This is a genomic window from Paenibacillus sp. J31R34 (assembly GCF_059383715.1).
In genome coordinates this window covers 189,852-210,880 of sequence record NZ_JBXENU010000006.1, presented here as the reverse complement: position 1 = coordinate 210,880, position 21,029 = coordinate 189,852, and the positions used below count along the sequence as shown (strand labels likewise).

Below are 21,029 nucleotides of genomic sequence, written 5' to 3'. Positions count from 1 at the left end.
AATTGGTATAATTAGGGTGAAAATAATTGGATTTGGATCGGAAAAAGCATAAGGATAAGGAGAGGAAAGCGTGAAGAAGAAGGGATTCATAGGTTTATTGACTGCTATCGTAGCCATCCATTTTATATTTGGTGGACTATATGGAACTGGAACGGTGCATGCAAGCTCCTTGGCCGGACCGCCGCTGGCGTCTATAGCCGGGCATGATTTTACGTATGGTGCTTATGTAGGAGCTCCTTATTATATTGGTATTCAACATAGCGGAACCAAGGAATATCACGCCTATTTGAGGTTCAACAAAACCGCAAACGTACCTGCAGGGTATAAGGCGTATTTGAAAATCAAAGTAGGCAACGACTATGGCACAGGCCTGGAGGATCGGGCAATTCGCGGTACTCCGATTGCCAAGGTGTGGGCGTACAAGTCAGCTTCTATCCCGACCAGTAACGATCAAATGCATACGGGCTGGCCGACCATGAATCAGGTGCTAAACACCCCAAGCACCTATGAGCTGCTGGATAGCCATCTGGGATCGATTGCTGCCGGTGATCTGCTCTCCCTTGATATTACTGACTATTTCAATCAGGCTTCAAACGGCATGCTTACCTTTTTTCTGACAGGTGCGGAAAGCTTGATTGGTGATATACCGGATGAAGTTCACCGGTACCGGTTTGATGCCAATCCATATATTGTATATGAACAGGCTGTTACGAATGAAGTGCCAACGGTACCTGACTATACAGAATGGGTTAATGAGGATGAATTCGTGACTGGTAACATTGTTGGCTCCGACAATGATGGCGACATGCTGACCTATTCGGTGTCGCAGCAGGCAGCGAACGGGATGGCAACGGTCGATGCGTCAACGGGGGCATGGGAGTATACTCCGAATGCGAATTATTACGGTCAGGATGTATTTAAGGTCTTGGTAAGTGACGGCAAAGGGGGGACGGCAACCAGCACGGTTGCAATCACCGTCGATCCGGTGAATGATCCACCTGTCACGAGCGACGACACCGCGACAACGAATAAAAATGAGACGACGACGGGTCAAATGACGGCAAGCGATGTGGACGGCGATACGCTGACCTATTCCATTTGGCAGCAGGGGGCTTATGGTTCGGCAGCCGTTGATCCGGTGACAGGTGCATGGGAATATTCCCCGATGGACGGTTATTATGGTCAGGACGTATTCAAGATCGAGGTTAGTGATGGCAACGGCGGCACAGCAACGAGCACAATAAGTGTAACGATTGTGAACATAAATGTAGCTCCGACAACGTCGGACGATACGGCAACGACCGATGAGGATACAAGTACGACTGGTCAGGTAACGGCAATGGATATGGATGGCGACATGTTGGAATATTCGGTGTCGCAGCAGGCAACGAACGGGACGGCTACGGTCGATGCGTCAACGGGTGAATGGGAATATACTCCGAATACGAATTATCACGGACAGGACGTATTCAAGATTGAGGTTAGCGATGGCAATGGAGGTACGGCAACCAGCACCATTACCGTAACTGTGACGCCGATGAACGATCCGCCTGTCACGAGCGACGACACCGCGACAACCAATAAAAACGAGAAAACGACGGGCCAGGTGACGGCAAGCGATGTGGAAGGCGGTACGCTGACCTACTCTATTTCGCAGCTGGCAGCTCATGGTTTGGCAACGGTCGATCCGACAACCGGAGCATGGGAATATGACCCGGATGAGGGCTATCATGGTCAAGATGTTTTCAAAATTGAGGTTAGCGACGGCAATGGAGGCACAGCAACGAGTACGATAAGTGTAACGGTTGTGAATATAAATGTAGCTCCGACAACGTCGGACGATACGGCAACGACCGATGAGGATACAAGCACGACCGGCCAGGTGACGGCATCGGACGCGGATGGCGACACGCTGACGTATTCGGTATCGCAGCAGGCAGCCAGCGGAACAGCAACGGTCAATCCATCGACCGGAGCTTGGGAGTATGCTCCTAATGCGGATTATCACGGACAGGACGTATTCAAGATTGAGGTTAGCGACGGCAATGGAGGCATGGCGACCAGTACCATTACCGTGACTGTGACGCCGGTGAATGATCCGCCAACAGCTGTGGATGATTCCGTAACGACTGATGAGGACACAGCGGTTACCGGACAAGTATCGGCAAACGATGTGGAGGGTGACACGCTGACTTATTCCCTTTTGCAGCAGGCTACCCATGGAATTGCAACGGTTAATGCGACGACCGGAGCGTGGGAATACACTCCGGACGCTAATTATTACGGTCAGGATGTATTTAAAGTTGAAGTAAGTGACGGTAACGGAGGCACAGTGGTCAGCACGATATCGGTCACCATCACTTCGGTAAACGATGCTCCTGTAATGACGGGAATTGCCGCCGCTCCATATGAGCTGTTGGATACGGAGACGGAACAGCCCTTTACTGGTGTATCCATAGAGGATGCGGACCCTGGACAGACGCTGACGGTCAGCATTTCACTCGATACTGCGGCAAAAGGCGGATTTACAGCCGTCTCCCTTCAAGCAGCCGGCTTCGGTCTGGTCGGCAGTCAATATAAGGCGAGCGGAACAGCTGATGATTTGACGACAGCCATTCGCCAATTGGTATTTACTCCGGAGGCGAACCGGGTTGCTCCGGGAACGACGGAGACTGTTGTTTTAGCGGTGACGGTAGATGATGGGATAGCTGCACCAGTAGTAGACAGTCAGACGTCCCTGATTGTGACATCGGTGAATGACACCCCTACGGTAAGTGCGATTTCCAATCAAAGCATAGGTAAAAATACAGCTACGCAGGCTCTAAGCTTTACCATTACTGATCCTGACGCAGAGCCGAGCGATTTTGCAGTAACTGCCGAATCGAGCAATACCGCTCTTGTTCCGCTCAGCGGAATTACACTAGCAGGCAGTGGCAAGCAGCGCACGGTTACAGTGGAGCCGGCTCAAGGAATGCAAGGCTCAGCTGCCATTACAATTCATGTATTGGACAGCAGTCTGGCGGAAGGCACATCCAGCTTTACGGTGACTGTGGGGAACAGCAAGCCCGTTGTAACGGCGATTGCTCCTCAGCAAATGGATGAGGACGATGTATTGAGCCTGACGCTGTCGGGTACGGATGAGGATCTGGATACGCTATCCTTTCTGGTCGATGCTCAGGCGGAGCACGGTCAAGCGGTTATTGCCAATGGCAATCAGCTGACATACACGCCTAATCAGGATTTTAACGGAGACGACAGCTTTGCAATAAAGGCCTTTGACGGGGTAGATGAATCCGATCCGATTACAGTCCAAGTGACGGTCACGCCGGTGAATGACCGGCCGATAGCTGAGAATGCAAGCTACGATGTAGAAAGTCTGACATCTTTGACCCAAAAGCTGCATGCAACTGACGTGGACGGAGATTCATTGACCTTCCGTATACTCACAACCGGTGCGAAGTCCTCCAGCGTGACGATTATTAACGGCGATGAGTTTGTTTATGTGCCGAGCCCGGGTCAGCTAGGGACAGACAGCTTCACCTATGCAGCTTCGGATGGACAGGAGGATTCCGATCCAGCCGTTGTTACAGTAAATATTACACCTTATGGAATTAGCGAATTAGGGGCGCTTTCGACCAGCACGGGCAGCCTGTCGCCTGCTTTCAACAAGGAGACGCTGAGCTACGAGCAAAATGTAGCTTACGCAGTTGAAGCAACGACAATTACAGCTGAAGCCTTTGATCCGCTTGCCACGGTGACGATAAACGACCAATCGGCAGACAATCCGGTTACCGTGCAATTAAATGTCGGGCTGAATGAAATTCCGGTCACAGTTGCAGCGGCCGACACCTCCAAGCCGAGTCGTACTTATCTGGTGAAGGTGACCCGCGCCCAGCAAAGTTCAGGTTCAACTCCTTCAACAGGCACTTCCGTTCAAACGGGGACAGTTGCAGCGGGAACCGGAATTTCAGTATATGTAGACGGAGTGAAGCAGGAGCAGACGGCTACGGTGCAGACGTTCACCAGCAATCAGCTGCGTTATGCGACGGTGACGCTTGAGAACGACAAAATCATTAAAAAGCTGGAGTCCGAATCCAATCGCGAAGTCACGATTCCGTATACAGAAGCGGCAGACAGCGTGAACAGCTTGCTAAATGGTCAACTGCTCAAGGTAATGACAGATAAAACGGCGACACTTGAAATACAAACGACCTCGGCCTCCTATGCATTCCCGGCATCGCTTATCCCTGTTGATGCGATTGCCAAGGAGCTAGGAGCGAAGAACAGCTTGAAGGATATTATTTTCAGCATCACGATAGCAAAATCGGCAAAAGCGGAATCCGATAAAGTATACGCCGCGGCATCTGGCCAAGGCATGGAGATCGCTGCTGTGCCGCTGGAATTCCATATTACAGCTTCGTACGGCGGAAAGAAGACGGATGTTTCCGCCTTTAGCGGCTATGTGCAAATGATGATTCCAATGCCGGAGGGCGCTGATGCGAGTCGTATTACGACAGGAGTCGTGCTGCACTCCGATGGAAAGCTCTATCATGTGCCTACCAATATTACGATGCTGAACGGGAAGTATTATGCAGTAATTAACAGTCTGACGAACAGTACGTATTCGGTCATCTGGCATCCACGGGAGATGCAGGACCTGGCGCAGCATTGGAGCCGCGATGAGGTGAACGACCTGGCTTCCCGTATGGTTGTACAAGGGACAAGCGAGACGGCTTTCTCTCCGGATGCTTCTATTACCCGCGCTGAGTTTGCGGCGATTATCGTACGTGGTTTAGGCTTGCGTCCAGTGACTGGACAAGGTCAAAGCAAGTTTGCAGATGTGCAAGCCGAAAGCTGGTATGCCGGTTATACGGAAACAGCGGCGGCTTATGGCCTTATTACCGGTTATGCTGATGGTACATTTGGCGCCTTGAAGACAATTACCCGCGAGGAAGCAATTGCGATTATCGCAAGAGCTGTATCTTATACGAAGCTGAGTGCTTCGGGATCTATGGATAAGCTGTCCGCTTTCGCGGACCAGAATGAAATCAGCAGTTGGGCAAAAGACGCTATGGCCGCTGCGGTTGAGCTTCAAATTGTGACGGGTAATTCCGGACAGCTGCATCCGCAGGACAATATTACCCGTGCGGAGGCTGCTGCACTCATTCGCAGACTGCTGCTGCAGGCTGATTTAATCAACGGGTAGTCTGCTAAACAATCGGCACAGAACAAAAAATCCGAGGAGGAGATTAAAATGGCAGATTCATATTTAGGCGAAATCAGGCTATTTGTCGGCAAGTATGCGCCAGTGGGCTGGGAACTATGCAATGGGCAAGTGCTGAAGGTTCAGGATCATCAGGCGTTATTCACCCTTATCGGCGCAACCTACGGTGGGGACGGGCAAACAACGTTTGCCCTACCTGACTATCGAGGGCGCGTTCCCATTCATATGGGTACCAGCTCAACAGGCAGTACATTTTCCCTAAAAGATAAAGGCGGGGTGGAAATGGTCCAGCTGACGCAGGCACAGTTGCCAGCCCATACGCATATAGCGGCAGCCCAGCAGTCTGCAGGCGATGAGGCTTCGCCGATCGGCCATTTTTGGGCTGCGAGCACGGTCAAGCAATATTATGAAGGAACAGCAGCGCCGAACGCTGCAATGGAACAAGCGGCTTTGTCCTCAGAAGGTGGCAATCAGGCACATAACAATATGATGCCTTTCATGGCGCTAACTTATATTATTTGCATACAAGGCACCTACCCTATGATGGATCATTAAGCAATTCTAAGATCATCGATAATTAAGAGGAGGAAGGAATTATATGGAAGAATGGTTTCTTGGCGAAATACGTTTGTTTGCAATCGGCTACGCTCCCGCAGGCTGGGCTCAATGCAATGGACAAATGCTTAAAGTGAGTGAGCACCAAGCTTTATTCTCGATTATTAGCAATAAATTCGGTGGGGATGGGAAAACCACCTTCCAACTGCCAAATCTGCAGGGAAGGGCTGCCATAAATCCAACAACAGACGAAGTATTCCCTGTATATTCGACCGGCGGAACAGAAACGCATGCCTTGACGATAAATGAAATTCCCCAACACACGCATTCGCTGTCTGCCAGCTCGGCCACAAGTACAAAAGGAGCGGCTGCCTCCAATGTATGGAGTGAAAGCAGCGCAAAGCCCTACAGCAACACGGCGGACGGTTACATGTCGCCTAAGGCAATCGGGATGACGGGCGCCACACAGGCCCATTCCAATATGCAGCCCTACGCGGTCGCAAATTTTTGCATTGCAATTTCAGGTACTTATCCGCCGAAAAATTAATTAGAATCAGAAAGCGAGGCTTGACATGGACGCTTTTATTGGAGAAATTCGTTTATTTACAGGAAACTACGCTCCGGAGGGCTGGGCCTTTTGTCATGGGCAGCAGGTTTCTCTCCCGCACAATCAAGTATTATACTCGGTATTAGGAGGTGCTTTTGGCACGGATAATAAAACGTATTTTACACTGCCTGATTTGCGGGGCCTCGTACCGATACATCAAGGCAGCGGAGCAGGTCTGACTCCGAGGCAGTGCTATGAAAAGGGCGGCAGCATGACAGAAACGATTACCACCTCTGAAATGCCAAATCATACACATCAGCTGAATGCTCATACAACGGGCAATACGATGGATTCATCCAATAATATATGGGCGACTACACCGCGCGGTACTACAGTTAGTGTGTATAATGAGGAACAACCGGATGCGAGCATGCATCCGAACGCTATAACTGCAAGCGGAGGGTCTCAAGCGCACAATAATATGCAGCCATACTTGGCGATCAATTACATTATCTGTATGACTGATGGCATTTATCCGGTTAAAAACCAGTAGTAGCGGAGAATAGAATGGAAAAAGAAGCGGCCCCACACAAACGCGCTGGCGAATGTGCGGACCGCTTCTTTTTCATGATGAATGCCAGAAGGAGTCATGCTGCTTCCCTTAAGCCATTGTCTGCGAAAGCACAATGCCGCCGTAAGCGAAGGCTACGCAGATGACAATCGCTGGATGGATCTTCTTGCGCTCCATCGCCCAATAGGCGACGGCAGCGATGGCGAGTGTCTGCCAGAGGCCGGCGGATTGTACGGCCGTGCTTGCCATTTGCCATGTGAGCAGCAGCATCATGATGGCGACAACGGGCTGAACGAGCAGCGTCATGCCTTTGACGATGGGAGACTGGCGATGCTTTTGCAGCAGCTTGAGCAGAAAAATCAGCGCCACAGCCGAAGGGATAATCGTTGCTGCAAGCGCGATTGCCATGCCCGGAATGCCGAATACATCGTATCCGACAAATGCGGCAATTTTGGTAGCAATCGGCCCGGGAAGGGCATTGCCAAGCGCAAGTATGTTTGAAAATTCAGCATCGGTTGACCACTGGTAACGATCCACAATCTCATGATACATAAGCGGAATGGAAGCAGGGCCGCCGCCATAGCCTAAAATATTTGCCAGAAAAAAACCAATAATTAAATCTAACCAATCCATAGTGTCTGCTCCTTATGCGCTCGCGCTCGTATTATTGCCTTTATCGCGCCGATTGTTTTTCCACTTCTTCACCCATGCGGCAGCTTTGAAATGCATCGCTCCATAGAGGAGGAAGGCGGCAATAACGACCGCGTCCTGAATATTCACAACCTGCAGGAGAAGAAAAGCGAGCGCACAGCTGATTAGTCCAGCTACCCAGCCCAGTCCCTTTACCGCACGGTTGCCGAACTCATAAGCCATCACGCCAAGCATGACCGCAATAACGGGTATGACCGCAGCGATCATGCCCTGCACAACAGCGGAGCCGCTTAGAATTTGTACAGCGGAAAGCAAGGCGATCATCGCGATAGCCGAAGGCAAAATATGAGCAAGTACAGCGGCGAGCGCGCCCAGCCAGCCTTGCAGCCGATAGCCGAGATAAGCAGCCATTTTGGTCGCAATCGGTCCGGGCAAAGCATTGGCCAGCGCCAAAATTTCGCCAAACTCCTCATCGTTAATCCAATCATAGCGAGTCACAGCCTCATGTCGAATTAATGGAATAACGGAAGGGCCGCCGCCAAAGCCGAAAATGCCGGTTTTAAACATCGCCCAGGAAAGCTGTCCATAAGCCTTGGTGCTTGTTGTCGTCTCCATGTTTACAGCCTCATTCCCATTCTACTTTTATAGCGATTGATTAAAACCTGGCAATCGACGCTCATGATGCCGGGCAGCGGATACAGTTTTTCCTTCAAAAATAATTCCATTTCCTGATTGCTGGTGAACAGGCCATGCATATGCAGCTTGCTGGGGCCTGTCATGTGATACAGACTGGTGACGACAGGCTCCTCGGATAAGCGATCTGCTACTTCATGCAGAAATTTAGGCTCCACCTCGACATTGAAAAAAGCCGATACCGTCACGCCAATCTTCTCCGGATTAATGACAGCTGTGAAGCGTTCAATGACGCCATGCTCCAGCAGGGTATTGATTCTGGCTTGCACCGCTACGCGTGATAGGCCGATATCCTTGGCTAAATCGGTGTAAGATATTCTCCCGTTAATATGCAGGGCGGCGATGATTTTACGATCAATATCGTCAATGGCGTGCTCCGCTTGGGCGGGCGGCATTTTGGATTGCATGTGAAAAGCTCCTTTTGCTCTATTGAGCTAAAATGTCAAAACGTATGTTATAAGTTTGATTAGATTACGATACGAATAAATATATAACCAAATTCGTTCCTTATCAATATAAATTTTGCTGATATTGGGCAAAAAGAATTTTCTAGTTGCCACTAGCCGAGCCGCCATGTTACTTTAATACTCAATAGAGTATGTCAGATAACTTGACTCAAAAGGATGAGATCGCATGAACAAGCCGATAACCGGCACGAAGGCCATGGTTGTAAGCCCGCATCATCTTGCTTCGGCAGCAGGGGCGCGAATACTAGAACAGGGCGGCAATGCCTTTGATGCTGCCGTTGCGGTCAGCGCTTGTCTGGCTGTTGTCTACCCGCATATGACAGGACTGGGCGGCGACTCGTTTTGGCTCACTTACGCACATAAGGAGCATCAGGTGAAAGCCTATAATGCCAGCGGCCGATCAGGTAGCCTCGCGACGCGCGAAGCTTATGCTGGCGAAGCTGCGATTCCGGTCCGCGGGCCGCGCAGCGCCATTACGGTTCCGGGCATGGTTGACGGCTGGCATGCCGTGCACAGCCAATATGGACGTCTGCCTTTTGCGCAGGTGCTCGGCATTGCCATTGGTTATGCAGAGGACGGCTTTCCGATGTCGCCGGACCAATATGAAAATACGGTGCAGCATGCGGAGATGCTGGCACAAGTTCCAGCAACAGCAGCGGTATATTTGCCGCAAGGGTACGCAGTGCAGGCGGGGGAGCGCTTTGTGCAGCGCGACCTCGCGGCGAGTCTTCGCGCCATTGCGGAGCATGGGCGCGATGCTTTCTATAAAGGCGATATTGCGGAGCGGATCGCGTCTTATTTACAAGGCAGCGGCGGGCTGCTGACCAAGGAGGATTTTGCCGAGCATTCGGGTGAGTGGGTAACACCGCTTATGGGCTCCTATCGGGGACATGAGGTGTATCAGGTGCCGCCAAACTCACAAGGCTTTGTGGCGCTAATGGCGCTGCAAATGTTGGAGAACTATGATCTGAAAAGCTACGGGCATGGCTCATACACGTATTACCACCTCATGATTGAGGCGCTTAAGCTGGGCTTCCGCGACCGCAATTTATATTTGACGGACCCTGCTTTTGCGGAAATTCCGCTTGAGCGCCTGCTGAGCTCTACCTATGCAAAGGAGCTTGCAGCTTCTATTAAGCTGGATGAGGCCTGCTCTATCGATACGAAGCCTGTCGGCAATGATACGGCCTATGCGGCGGTAGTGGACGAAGAGGGCAACACGGTTTCCTTCATTCAGAGCTTGTATTTTGAGTTTGGCTCGGGTGTTGTAGCGGGGGATACCGGCATCTTGCTGCAAAATAGAGGGTCCTTCTTCTCGCTGGAGCCCCAGCACGTGAACCGTTTGGAGCCGCACAAGCGGACTTTCCATACGCTGATGCCGGCTATGGCATGCCTGAACGGCAAGCCAAGCCATCTGTTCGGCACACAGGGTGGCGAAGGTCAGCCCCAGACGCAGGTGGCAATACTTACGCGGATGATTGATTTTGGCATGAATCCGCAGCAGGCGGTGGATGAGCCCCGCTGGGTATGGGGCCGCACATGGGGGACGCAAACGCAGGAACTGAAAGTAGAAAGTCGCATGGCAGGCGAGGTTATTGCACAGCTTGAGAAAGCTGGACATGATGTTCGCCGCATGAAGGCGTTCGATGGCATTATGGGCCATGCCCATGCCATTACGATTAGTCCGGATGGGGTCATTAGCGGCGGAGCCGATCCACGCAGTGATGGCGCGGCTATCGGCTGGTAGGCAGGTAGTTAATGATACAGAATCAATGATACAGAAATGGGCCGTATCGCTAGAACAGCGGCAGAATCGCGGCAGAACAGGAGAGGCAGCAATCATGCAGCATAAAATAAACGATACGTATCACGCCTTTATAAAGCCGGAGCTCACGCTTCCAGCAACTCATAAGGGCATTCTAGACGGCCTTCGCTTTGCGGTTAAGGATGTGTTCGCGATAAAAGGGCATGCCAGCAGCGCTGGCAACCCTGACTGGCTGCGCACGCACGAAGCAGCGGATTATACCGCCTCATCGATTGAAAGACTGCTTGCTGCCGGAGCGACACTGACCGGAGCAGCCCATACCGATGAGCTGATGTACAGCATCAATGGGCAGAACGCCCATTACGGCACACCGATTAATCCAGCTTCGCCAGACCGCATACCAGGCGGCTCGTCCAGTGGTTCCGCCGTGGCCGTAGCAGCGGGGGCGGTGGATTTTGCGCTCGGAACGGATACGGGCGGTTCGGTTCGCGTGCCCTCTGCCTACTGCGGCGTATATGGCTTTAGGCCGACGCATGGCGCAGTTGCGATGGATGGCGTCATTCCCCTGGCTCCGAGCTTTGATACGGTAGGCTGGATGGCGCAAGGCAGTGCGCTGCTGCTGAAGGTTGGCGAGCTGCTGCTCGCTGCGGACACAACGGAAACAATCGATGCAGCGGACGTATTGCCGTTCAGCCGCTTGCTGATCGGAGAAGACGCATGGAGCAAGGCGGAATCTGCCAGTGCTGTTCAGCTGAGACAGCTCGTTGCTGAACTGGAGCCAGCTATGGCAAGTGCCGAGCGGCTGACGCTAGCCCCTGAAGGACTGGAGCAGTGGCTGGAAGTATTCCGCACCATTCAAGGGCTGGAAATTTGGCAGTCGCATGGCGAGTGGATTACGCGCGAGCAGCCTGCTTTTGGCCCGGGTATAGCGCAGCGATTTCGCTGGGCGAGCACCTTGCAGAGCGAAGATAGCGAGGAAAAGGTAGAGGAGCGGAGCAGTATTCGTACCAAGCTGCATGAGCTGCTCGGTACGGATAGCCTGCTCTTCATCCCAACCATTCCCGGAACGGCGCCAGACCGCGACATTAGCGGAGATGCGGCAGACAAGCAGCGTGCCTTAACGATGCAGCTTTGCTGTATAGCCGGCTTGTCGGGCTTGCCGCAGGTGACGATTCCGGTTGGCGAGGTGGACGGTGCACCCATTGGCTTATCCATTATTGCAGGTGCAGGGCAGGATTTGAAGCTGCTGCGATGGATAGACCAGCATGCGAATTTATGGGAACGAAGCTGGAGACCTAGCAGCGGAAATGAAGGGGAGGTAGCAACATAGATGAAGCTGGTAACGATCCATTACGAGGGTATCGAGCAAGCGTGCATCAACCTTGACGATCGCTATGTGCTGCTCCATACGATTAATCAGTTGGAGCAGACAGAATGGGCCATCAATGTGTTTGATTTGCTGAAAGATGGTCAGCTGGACGAGTTGACGGCATGGTATAGCGGGGTCGGTCGAGAAAAGCTCGGAGCGATGGAGTCTGTGCCCAAAGAAGCGATAATGCCTGCGCCATTATATCGCCATCCCCGCAAAATTTGGGGTATTGGCATGAATTATGTAAAAGAAACGGTTGAGCGCGAGAAATTATTCGCTGAAGCCGATCCCGTCAGTTTTATGAAGCCGGATACGTCGCTTATCGGTCCGAATATGGCGATCGAGCTGCCTGCCCAGCAGACGGAGCATGTAACGGCGGAGGCTGAGCTGGCGCTCATTATTGGACGTACTTGCAAAAACATAACCGAAGCCGAGGCGCTGGACTTCGTAGCAGGTTTTGCCGTATCCGTCGATGTAACGGCTGCGGATATTCATGCCAAGCATCAGCGTTTTCTGACGCGGGCCAAAAGCTTCGATACCTTTTTTGGCTTAGGCTCGGAGCTGATTACGCGTGATGAATTCGCGGATTTGCCTCAGCTGGCAGTGGAAACCTGGCACAATGGCGAGCTTGCCCATCGCAATGTGCTGGCTAATATGATTTACCAGCCAGCCTACCTCATCGCCTTTCATTCGCAGGTGATGACGCTGCTTCCCGGGGATGTCATTTTGACCGGGACGCCTGGCGCAGTCGTCCTTCGCGATGGCGACGTCATCGAGGCGCGAATTCCCGGCTTTGAGCCGCTGCTGCATCCGGTTAAGGCGGGCATGCCGTTTTTTCACCCAGCCCAGCCGATCCCGGTTCGACCCGATCTGGACTGAAGAGGCTTTGGCATTCCTAAAAACATAAGCAGAGCGGCTGCTTGTGTTTTTCTTTTTGTGCACAACCTCTGAAACTTTCAGCAAACCTTCCATTTCATCTAAGATTTACTTAACCTTCGTAATTTAGCCTTAAGGTGGGAGTGAAAATCCGGTTTGAAGGAGGATGAATTGAAATGGGATGCGGCAACAACGACGGTCAGGATTAGCAGTAAGGCATAAGTTAAGAAATAAATGAGCACATCATTCAATAGAAAACAAAGAAGCCGATACCTCTTTTTCAAAAAGAGATATCGGTTTCTTTGCTAAGTAGCTATTTTTAAACACATGGTCTGGTGTTGCGTATTAAGGAGAAATTTATGCCATCTCATCCCGAATCGACTCAATCAAGCCTTTCAGCTTGTTTGCCGACTTCTGGAACAGCGCCGTTTCTTCGTCGGACAGCGTTAGCTCCAGAACGTTGCGGATACCGGTGCGGTCAACGACACATGGAACGCCGATGTACACATCGGATACGCCGAGGTAGTTGTCGAGCAGGGTTGATACGTTCAGCACAGCGCCTTCATCCTGCAGAATAGCGGTGCAGATGCGGTCAAGCGCCAAAGCGATGGCGTAATACGTTGCGCCTTTTGCTTCGATAATTTGGTAAGCGGCATCGCGTGTGCCGGTGAAGATCCGGTCCTTCTGCTCGTCGTTCAGTCCAAGCTCCGTACCCGCAACGTTCGACAGGCTCCATACCGGCAGCTCGGAATCGCCATGCTCCCCGATAATCGGCGCGTGGACGCTGCGCGGATCAATGTTCAGCTCTTCGCCAATCAGATAGCGGAAGCGCGCACTGTCGAGCAGGGTACCCGAACCGATGACGCGGTTAACGGGCCAGCGTGATTTTCGCAGGGAGAAGTAGCTCATGACGTCTACGGGGTTCGAAGCAATCAGCAGAATGCCATCGTCATTATATTTCAAGACTTCATCAATAATTTGGTCGAAAATCGCAACGTTGCGCTTCAGCAGCTGAATGCGCTCTTCGCCCGGACGCTGCGCTACACCCGCTGTAATAATAATGATGTCCGCGCCTTTGCAGTCCTCGTAAGTGCCTGCCCATACCTTCGTGCCGCCAAGGAACGGCATGCCGTGGTTCATGTCGAGCGCATCGCCGATCGCTTTTTTCTCATTGGCATCAATGAGCACCAGCTCATCCATGCGGTTGCGAAGCAGAAGCGTATAGGCGGTTGTCGAGCCTACAGCCCCAGCGCCAATGACAACAATTCTTGATTTTTTCATATCCGATCTCTCCCCGTCTAATGGTGTGCTTACTCTTGCGTGTGATCCTCTTTGTCGAAATAAGGCTTGTTAACGAAATAATACATATATGCCATTAAAACGCCGCCGCCAATCAGATTGCCGAGTGTGACAGGCACAAGATTGTGAATGACGCCGCCGTAAGTAATCGTGTCTGGGTGGTCGACGACTAGTGCGATGGCGAAGGTGCACATGTTGGCAATGCTATGCTCGTAGCCCGAAATAAAGAAGCAGAAGACGAACAGCATCATCGAAAACATTTTTGCCCCGTCATGCTTCATGCCCATCGGAATGAAAAAGGCGAGACAGACAAGCCAGTTACATAAAATCGCCCGGAAAAACAGCTCCATTGACGACGTATGCATTTTTGCTTCGACCACGCTGAGCAGGAACGTATTGACCTTCTCGCTGTCGAACAGTCCGGTTGTCATAATGAGCAGCGCGAACACGGCTGCGCCTAGCAGGTTGCCACCGTAGCTTGTCAGCCACATTTTGATAGCGTCGGTCCATTTGAGCTTACGCCGGAGAGCGGTAAACGAATAATAAAACGTATTGCCGGTAAACAAGTCGCCGCCACCGTATGCGATGAGAATAATAGCAGCTCCGAACGTAAGCGCGGCCATCGGATAAGCGAGTGGAGAATGCTCGGCGTAAAAAAAGTTACCCGTCTTGAAGGCGACGATAACGCCAAAGCCGATGAACATGCTGGCGAGCATGGACCTGGAAATATAGCGAATGCGGCTTTGCTTAAAAATCATATGCTTCTTCTGTGCGAGCTGCTCGACTTTGCGTAGCGCTTCTGTTTCCATGAGCCATCACTCCTCTTGCTGCTTACTGAGGTTAGAATAACACAGAGAGGCGCAATCGATTGTGACATTCATCACAGGTTACTGCGCAAATTGTTACAGAATAAGGGATTTTGGGCCATTTGGACAACTACTGAGCTAATGATTATTCCTGTAATGGCAAAAATTAGGTAGTCTTTTGGTAGATGCAAACGGAGGTGCACATCTATTTGCATAAAAGTAGAGGCATTTAAGGATGAGGCTTCACCACAACCAAATTAAATGGAATAAAGGAGAGTTTATTCGATGAAAAAATGGATCGGTGCTCTATTGTCTGTGGCCCTTATTATTGCAATTGCTGGTGTGCAGCCTGCCCCTGTAGCGGCGGCTGAAGTTGTAAACGCTACCATTATTGTACCTAAAAATACAACCTACAATGGTCAAGGCAAAGTTTTTGTAGCGAACCCGAGCACGCTCGGTGATGGCAGCCAGGCTGAGGGCCAGAAGCCAGTATTCCGTCTGGAAGCAGGAGCAACGCTGAAAAATGTGATTATCGGCGCACCAGCTGCAGACGGTGTTCACTGCTATGGCAGCTGTAATATTGAGAATGTGACTTGGCAGGATGTAGGCGAGGACGCTTTGACGCTAAAATCTTCCGGTACGGTTAATATTACAGGCGGCGGCGCATACAAAGCCTATGACAAGGTGTTTCAAATGAATGCATCCGGCACAATTAATATTAAAAATTTCAAGGCCAATGACATCGGCAAGCTCGTTCGTCAAAATGGCGGCACATCCTATGCGGTATCCATGAATGTATCAAATAGCGATATTTCCAAGGTAAAGGATTCAATTTTGCGCACCGACAGCAGCTCGACAACGGGCAAAATCACTAATACGCGTTATTCCAACGTACCAACGCTGTTCAAAGGCTTTGCTTCCGGCAAAACCAGCCAATCTGGAAACACGGCTTATTAGGAACTCCTTTCAGCTGGAGCGTTGTTGCAGCCGGCTTAAGGCTGCTGCAACGCTCCATCAGCTCGAAAAGATGACCGCCCCCCGTAAGTAAGCCTGTTTATACATCTTTAACAGGGTCTGTGCCGAGATTAGGCGGCATGGGCTCTGTTTCCCATTTAGCAACAATTAACATATCTATATGCCGGGCGGAGCGCAGCATATCATGCACAATCGTTTGGCGGAAGAGCATCTGCCACGGCTTCCTGCGCGACTGCCCAATAATGAGCTGAGTTGCTTGCAGGGCGTTCATTTTTTGCAGCAAAATCCCGCTAATCTCTTGGCGTTTGTTCGCAACACTTACGGCTAGTTGACCTCCAAGCCGCTCGCATAGCTGCCGTAGTGTTTGGAGCCGCTTTTGCTGCGTCTCGGTTTGCTGGATCTTCCTGCTGTGCACATAGTGGACATGCCATTCTGCCTTCAAGCGGTGAGCGATGCGAAAGCCGCGGCGAATAAGCCTTTCCGCCTGATCACCCAAATCGATGCATACAAAAATCACCTCGCGCTTGCGCCAAGGTCCTCGAAGCGAAGGTCCGCGTTTCCATGACTCCAGCCGTTCATCAACATCATCTGCAATTTCGCGCAGTGCCAGCTCCCGCAAGGCAATCAAATTTCCGATTTTGAAAAAAGAGCCCAGCGCCTGCTCAACCTTTTCCAGCCTGTAAATTTTACCTTCACGCATGCGCTGCGCCAGCATTTGGGGCGTAACGTCAATTAGCTCAATTTCAGTAGCCATTTGTAAAATCGCATCCGGCACCGTTTCTCTCACCCGTACACCAGTCAGCTGCTCAACCGCATCATTCAAGCTTTCAACATGCTGCACGTTGACGGTGGAAATAACGGAAATCCCGTTTTCCAGCAGCAGCAAAATATCTTCGTACCTTTTCTTAAGCCTACTTCCCGGCACATTCGTATGGGCAAGCTCATCGACAAGCACAACCTCGGGGCGGCGAGCGATAAGAGCCGCTGTGTCCATTTCCTCAAGCCTGACTGTCCCGTAGGGAATAGCTGCTCGGGGCAAAATCGACAAGCCGCCGACCTGCTCCGCCGTTTCCTTGCGTCCATGCGTTTCCAGCCAGCCGATGACGACATCCACGCCTTTGCGCTTAAGAATGTTGCCTTCCTGGAGCATTTTGTACGTTTTCCCGACGCCGGGAGCGGCACCGATATAAATTTTGAACGTACCCTGGCGCATGAGCTGCGCTTGTTCCTCTATTTCGCGGGTATTCAGCCGGTGAAAAAGCGCCTCCTGCCCGCCCCAGCGGGTTTTAACGGGCAAAATTCGTTCTCCCTCATGCTCCGCCCGATCCGTCATCACAAACACGTCGATGTTCCGTATTTTTCGGAGCACGCGGTTGACGATGGAGCCTTGCAAACGCTCCTGCCGTGCTTTTTTCTTGGAATGGCCCATCACAATGCGCGTTGCATGCTGCCGCGTTGCATATTCTACAAGTGCGGAGGGTAGCTTGCGCGCATGCGTTAGAGGGAGCTCCTCGAACGTGCCGCCGACTTTCGCCACCAGCTTTTGCATCGAGCGTTTGATCGTTTGCTGCTCCCTCAGCAGGCTGCGGCCCGGCAGCCGAAAGGTGACGACGGCGAGCTCGCCGTGCAGCCGCTTGGCAATTTGCTGGCCTCGGCGCACATATAGGGAGCCATTGAAGTGATATTGCGCCGAAACGACAATCCGCTCGGCAACTCCTGACGGGCCGCTTAAGCCCAGCGCTTCGCGATGTTTTTCCAGCGTTTCGTGAACACCATCTGCCATGAGGCAGAGCGCGACTTCGCGCAGGACAGCCAGATTGCCGCGCAGCCGCATAGCCGGATGGAGAGGGCTGCCGAGCAGCCCCTCTTCCATCCGGCTCAGCATCGTCTCAGGAGATACATCAATGAGGCGAACCTCATCGGCCCATTCCAGCGTATCCGCCGGGACCGTCTCCTCCGCGCGAATGCCCGTCATTTTGAAAATAACCCCGTCCTCGCCCTCAAGCTCGTACACGTTAATCGTCGTAATGATGCTGATGCCATGCTCCAGCAAATATTGAATGTCCTCCAGTCGCGTCTGGAAGCGGGCGCACATACGGTTGCGATGGGCGAGGCCATCGACGAGCACGACCTCCGGGTTGCGGGCAAGCAGCGCCTCCAGCGGCAAATCCTGCTGCTCCTTGCCATCGCGCTGCCACTTAATGCTGGGGACCTGCTCCAGCTCGGACTCAAGCACCGTTTGATTCCTATCCGTAAGCGGATTCGGCGTTAATACGCAAAGGACGACATCAATGCCCTGCTGCTTCAGCAGCCTGCCTTCCTGCAGCAGATGATACGTTTTTCCGGAGCCCGCGACCGAGCCGATGATGATTTTCAGGCGTCCTTTATGCAGCCGGGAGATAGAAGCCAATATCTCCTCCGGCGTCTTGCGTTGATACGGTGGCATCCTGCTCCCGCCTTCTCTTTTATTTGCCGATTCGTGTGGATAAAGCCAAATTCAACTCCAACACATTGATGCGTTGGTCACCGAAGAGGCCGAGCGCGCGGCCTTTCGTATGCTTTTTAACAAGTGCTTCCAGCTCGGAAGTGGGCAGGCCTGTCAGCCTGCTGATCCTTGGCACCTGCACGAGCGCCGACTGCGGGGTAATATCCGGGTCAAGCCCAGAGCCGGAGTTGCTGATTAACGCTACGGGCAGCTGCTCCAGCGGAACGCCCGGATTATCCTGCTGCCACTGGGCGATAGATGCTTTCATGCGCTCTAGCAGCTCCGGATTGGAGGGGGCATAGTTATTAGAGCCGGAGGCTTCCGCCTTATAATCTATGCTCGATACCCGCCCCTGAAAATAGCGCTGATCGCTGAAAGGCTGACCGATCAGCGACGAACCAACGACGCTGCCTGTGCTATCCTTGAGCAGGCTGCCATTTGCCTGAGCTGGGAACAGCAGCTGCGCGGCTCCCGTGCTCACAAGCGGATACACGACACCGCAAAGAAGCAGGAAAAGCAGGCTGGCGCGCAGCGATACCCCGATTACGGAGAAGGAAGAGGGCCCCGCTGATAAAGAAGAAGCAGATGACATAGATGGCAATGGACGTTTTCTTTTTAAAATAGCATGCATAGCACAATTCCCTTCTTTCTAATTAGCAGTTCGTTTCATTAAAATGCCGCAGCCCATTTGGGCACCATTAAATCCAAATATGAACCATCATGTCGATGAGCTTGATGCCGATGAACGGCGCGATCATGCCGCCGAGTCCGTAAATGAGCAGATTGCGGCTGAGTAGGCGGGCGGCGCTGAGCGGACGGTAGGTGACGCCCTTCAACGCTAGCGGAATGAGCAGCGGAATAATGATCGCATTAAAGATGAGCGCGGACAAAATCGCCGACAGCGGCGAGCCGAGCTGCATCACATTCAGCGCCTGCATTTGCGGAATCGCCAGCATAAACATCGCTGGAATGATGGCGAAATATTTGGCAACGTCATTGGCAATGCTGAAGGTCGTGAGCGCACCGCGCGTCATAAGCAGCTGCTTGCCGATCGATACGACCTCAATAATTTTAGATGGATCGGAATCCAAATCAACCATATTGGCAGCTTCCTTGGCGGCCGTCGTGCCGCTGTTCATCGCCAGGCCGACATCGGCCTGCGCGAGTGCGGGCGCATCATTCGTTCCGTCTCCCGTCATGGCGACCAGCTTGCCTTCCGCCTGCTCGCGGCGGATGACAGCGATTTTATCCTCCGGCTTGCTTTCGGCAATAAAATCGTCAACGCCTGCTTCTCTAGCGATAGTTGCCGCTGTAAACGGATTGTCGCCCGTACACATAATGGTTTTGATGCCCATCGCTCGCAGTTGGTCGAACCGTTCCTTCATGCCCGGCTTGACCGTATCCTTCAAATAAATCAAGCCGAATATGTGCTGATCGACGGCGATGGCAAGTGGAGTGCCGCCTTCCTTGGCGATCCGTTCGGTCTCCTGAGCCAGATCAGCGGGTATTTCTCCTCCTTGGGCAAGCACCCACCCGCGAATCGCTTCAACGGCTCCTTTGCGCACGAGCCGTCCATCGGCCAAATCGATGCCGCTCATGCGCGTCTCGGCCTGAAAAGGAACGAATTGTCCGTTTTCGCCAAGCGCGCCATCATAGGTTTTGTTGTGCTTTTTCATCCATTCCAGCACCGAGCGTCCTTCTGGCGTTTCATCTTGCAGGGAGGAAATAGCGGCCCATGCCGCTGCTTCATCTGCTCCAGCGGCGCCCACCGGATTAATTTCGCTAGCCATCCGATTGCCGAAGGTGATCGTCCCGGTTTTATCCAAAATCATCGTATTGATGTCGCCAGCTGCTTCGACCGCCTTTCCGGACATCGCCAGCACATTGAACTGGGTGACCCGGTCCATGCCCGCAATGCCGATGGCGGACAGCAGGCCGCCAATCGTCGTCGGAATGAGGCAGACGAGCAGGGCGATTAGAACGGGAATTTCTAGATTGATTCCCACATAAGCGACAATTGGACCAAGCGTGACGACGACGATGAGGAAAATAATTGTCAGGCTGATGAGCAGCGTGTTCAGGGCGATTTCATTCGGCGTTTTTTGCCGCTTTGCCCCTTCGACGAGAGCGATCATCCGATCGATAAACGTTTCGCCAGGCTCACTCGTGATTCGCATTTTGATGCGATCGCTGATCACCCGCGTCCCGCCCGTCACGGAGTCGAAATCGCCGCCGGCCTCCTTGATGACGGGTGCTGATTCGCCGGTAATAGCCGATTCATCGACGGAAGCAAGGCCTTCAATGACCTCGCCGTCTCCGGGAATCATTTCCCCTTGCGAGACGATGACGATATCCCCTTTGCGCAGCTCCGTAGAAGGGACAATTTGAATGCTGTCGCCCAGCAGCTTATTCGCCATCATTTCCTGCTTTGATTTTTTCAACGAGCCGGCCTGCGCTTTGCCGCGGCCTTCTGCTAACGCCTCGGCAAAATTGGCGAACAGCACCGTAAACAGCAAAATAATGAAGACAGTCAAATTGAAGCCGATGCGTTCCTGCGAGTCGAAGTAGCCTGGAAATACGGTCATGAGCAGAACGATCAGCGTTCCAATCTCCACAACGAACATGACCGGATTTTTTATCATATGAACCGGATTCAGCTTGAGGAGGCTCATCTTCAGCGCCTCGGTCAGAAGCGGTCTTGTGAATCGTTTTTTAGCACGGTGGTCATTCATAACGCTTACCCCTC

General features: G+C 52.3%; 16 protein-coding genes. 8 read left to right on the top strand and 8 right to left on the bottom strand.

The features are described from left to right. The first annotated feature begins 70 nt into the window (after positions 1-70). From AC50YG_RS18115 to AC50YG_RS18100, 4 genes are read left to right on the top strand one after another with little or no spacing between them, the layout of a single operon-like run. Positions 71-5,206, top strand: a complete 5,136-nt coding sequence (locus AC50YG_RS18115; RefSeq protein WP_494828350.1) for an Ig-like domain-containing protein — start codon at positions 71-73, stop codon at positions 5,204-5,206. 48 nt (positions 5,207-5,254) lie between these two features. Then, the gene (locus tag AC50YG_RS18110; RefSeq protein ID WP_494828348.1) at positions 5,255-5,779 is read left to right on the top strand and encodes a phage tail protein; all 525 of its coding nucleotides are present in this window, start codon (positions 5,255-5,257) and stop codon (positions 5,777-5,779) included. Positions 5,780-5,822: 43 nt separating this feature from the next. Next, positions 5,823-6,326 (top strand): phage tail protein, encoded by a 504-nt coding sequence (locus tag AC50YG_RS18105; protein ID WP_494828346.1) that lies wholly within the window; start codon positions 5,823-5,825, stop codon positions 6,324-6,326. Between the two features lie 25 nt (positions 6,327-6,351). Continuing rightward, a complete protein-coding gene (locus AC50YG_RS18100) occupies positions 6,352-6,879 on the top strand; it encodes a phage tail protein (RefSeq protein ID WP_494828344.1) in 528 nt (175 codons plus the stop codon). Positions 6,880-6,987: 108 nt separating this feature from the next. On the opposite strand, the gene chrA is transcribed toward AC50YG_RS18100, so the two are convergent. From chrA to chrS, 3 genes are read right to left on the bottom strand one after another with little or no spacing between them, the layout of a single operon-like run. Continuing rightward, positions 6,988-7,530 (bottom strand): chromate efflux transporter ChrA, encoded by a 543-nt coding sequence (gene chrA, locus AC50YG_RS18095; protein WP_473757237.1) that lies wholly within the window; start codon positions 7,528-7,530, stop codon positions 6,988-6,990. A gap of 12 nt (positions 7,531-7,542) precedes the next feature. Further along, complete coding sequence (chrB, locus tag AC50YG_RS18090) at positions 7,543-8,163, bottom strand: chromate efflux transporter ChrB (protein ID WP_341280020.1); 621 nt, start codon at positions 8,161-8,163, stop codon at positions 7,543-7,545. 2 nt (positions 8,164-8,165) lie between these two features. Further along, the gene (chrS, locus tag AC50YG_RS18085) at positions 8,166-8,648 is read right to left on the bottom strand and encodes a chromate efflux transcriptional regulator ChrS (protein WP_473757233.1); all 483 of its coding nucleotides are present in this window, start codon (positions 8,646-8,648) and stop codon (positions 8,166-8,168) included. Positions 8,649-8,874: 226 nt separating this feature from the next. Between chrS and ggt the strand changes: the two genes are divergently transcribed. From ggt to AC50YG_RS18070, 3 genes are read left to right on the top strand one after another with little or no spacing between them, the layout of a single operon-like run. Then, positions 8,875-10,455, top strand: coding sequence for a gamma-glutamyltransferase (gene ggt, locus AC50YG_RS18080; protein WP_494828341.1), 1,581 nt, complete (start codon positions 8,875-8,877; stop codon positions 10,453-10,455). Continuing rightward, complete coding sequence (locus AC50YG_RS18075) at positions 10,376-11,803, top strand: amidase (RefSeq protein WP_494828339.1); 1,428 nt, start codon at positions 10,376-10,378, stop codon at positions 11,801-11,803. Before ggt ends, AC50YG_RS18075 begins: the two co-directional genes overlap by 80 nt. After that, a complete protein-coding gene (locus AC50YG_RS18070; protein WP_494828337.1) occupies positions 11,804-12,721 on the top strand; it encodes a fumarylacetoacetate hydrolase family protein in 918 nt (305 codons plus the stop codon). Between the two features lie 354 nt (positions 12,722-13,075). Here AC50YG_RS18070 and AC50YG_RS18065 read toward each other — a convergent pair whose 3' ends face one another. Together AC50YG_RS18065 and AC50YG_RS18060 are read right to left on the bottom strand one after the other, a co-directional pair. After that, the gene (locus AC50YG_RS18065) at positions 13,076-13,999 is read right to left on the bottom strand and encodes an L-lactate dehydrogenase (RefSeq protein ID WP_341280015.1); all 924 of its coding nucleotides are present in this window, start codon (positions 13,997-13,999) and stop codon (positions 13,076-13,078) included. 29 nt (positions 14,000-14,028) lie between these two features. Beyond that, entirely contained in the window at positions 14,029-14,826 is a 798-nt protein-coding gene (locus tag AC50YG_RS18060; RefSeq protein ID WP_341280014.1) for a formate/nitrite transporter family protein, read from the bottom strand. Positions 14,827-15,108: 282 nt separating this feature from the next. Here AC50YG_RS18060 and AC50YG_RS18055 point away from each other — a divergent pair, with 282 nt between their 5' ends. Next, positions 15,109-15,780 carry a pectate lyase gene (locus AC50YG_RS18055; RefSeq protein ID WP_494828334.1) on the top strand — a complete coding sequence of 224 codons (672 nt, stop codon included), beginning with the start codon at positions 15,109-15,111 and terminating at the stop codon, positions 15,778-15,780. Between the two features lie 97 nt (positions 15,781-15,877). Here AC50YG_RS18055 and AC50YG_RS18050 read toward each other — a convergent pair whose 3' ends face one another. The 3 genes from AC50YG_RS18050 to kdpB form a co-directional block, all read right to left on the bottom strand. Next, positions 15,878-18,244, bottom strand: coding sequence for a histidine kinase (locus AC50YG_RS18050; RefSeq protein ID WP_494828332.1), 2,367 nt, complete (start codon positions 18,242-18,244; stop codon positions 15,878-15,880). Positions 18,245-18,263: 19 nt separating this feature from the next. Then, positions 18,264-18,875 (bottom strand): potassium-transporting ATPase subunit KdpC, encoded by a 612-nt coding sequence (gene kdpC, locus AC50YG_RS18045; RefSeq protein ID WP_494828790.1) that lies wholly within the window; start codon positions 18,873-18,875, stop codon positions 18,264-18,266. Between the two features lie 106 nt (positions 18,876-18,981). Further along, positions 18,982-21,015 carry a potassium-transporting ATPase subunit KdpB gene (gene kdpB, locus AC50YG_RS18040; RefSeq protein ID WP_494828330.1) on the bottom strand — a complete coding sequence of 678 codons (2,034 nt, stop codon included), beginning with the start codon at positions 21,013-21,015 and terminating at the stop codon, positions 18,982-18,984. Positions 21,016-21,029 lie beyond the last annotated feature (14 nt).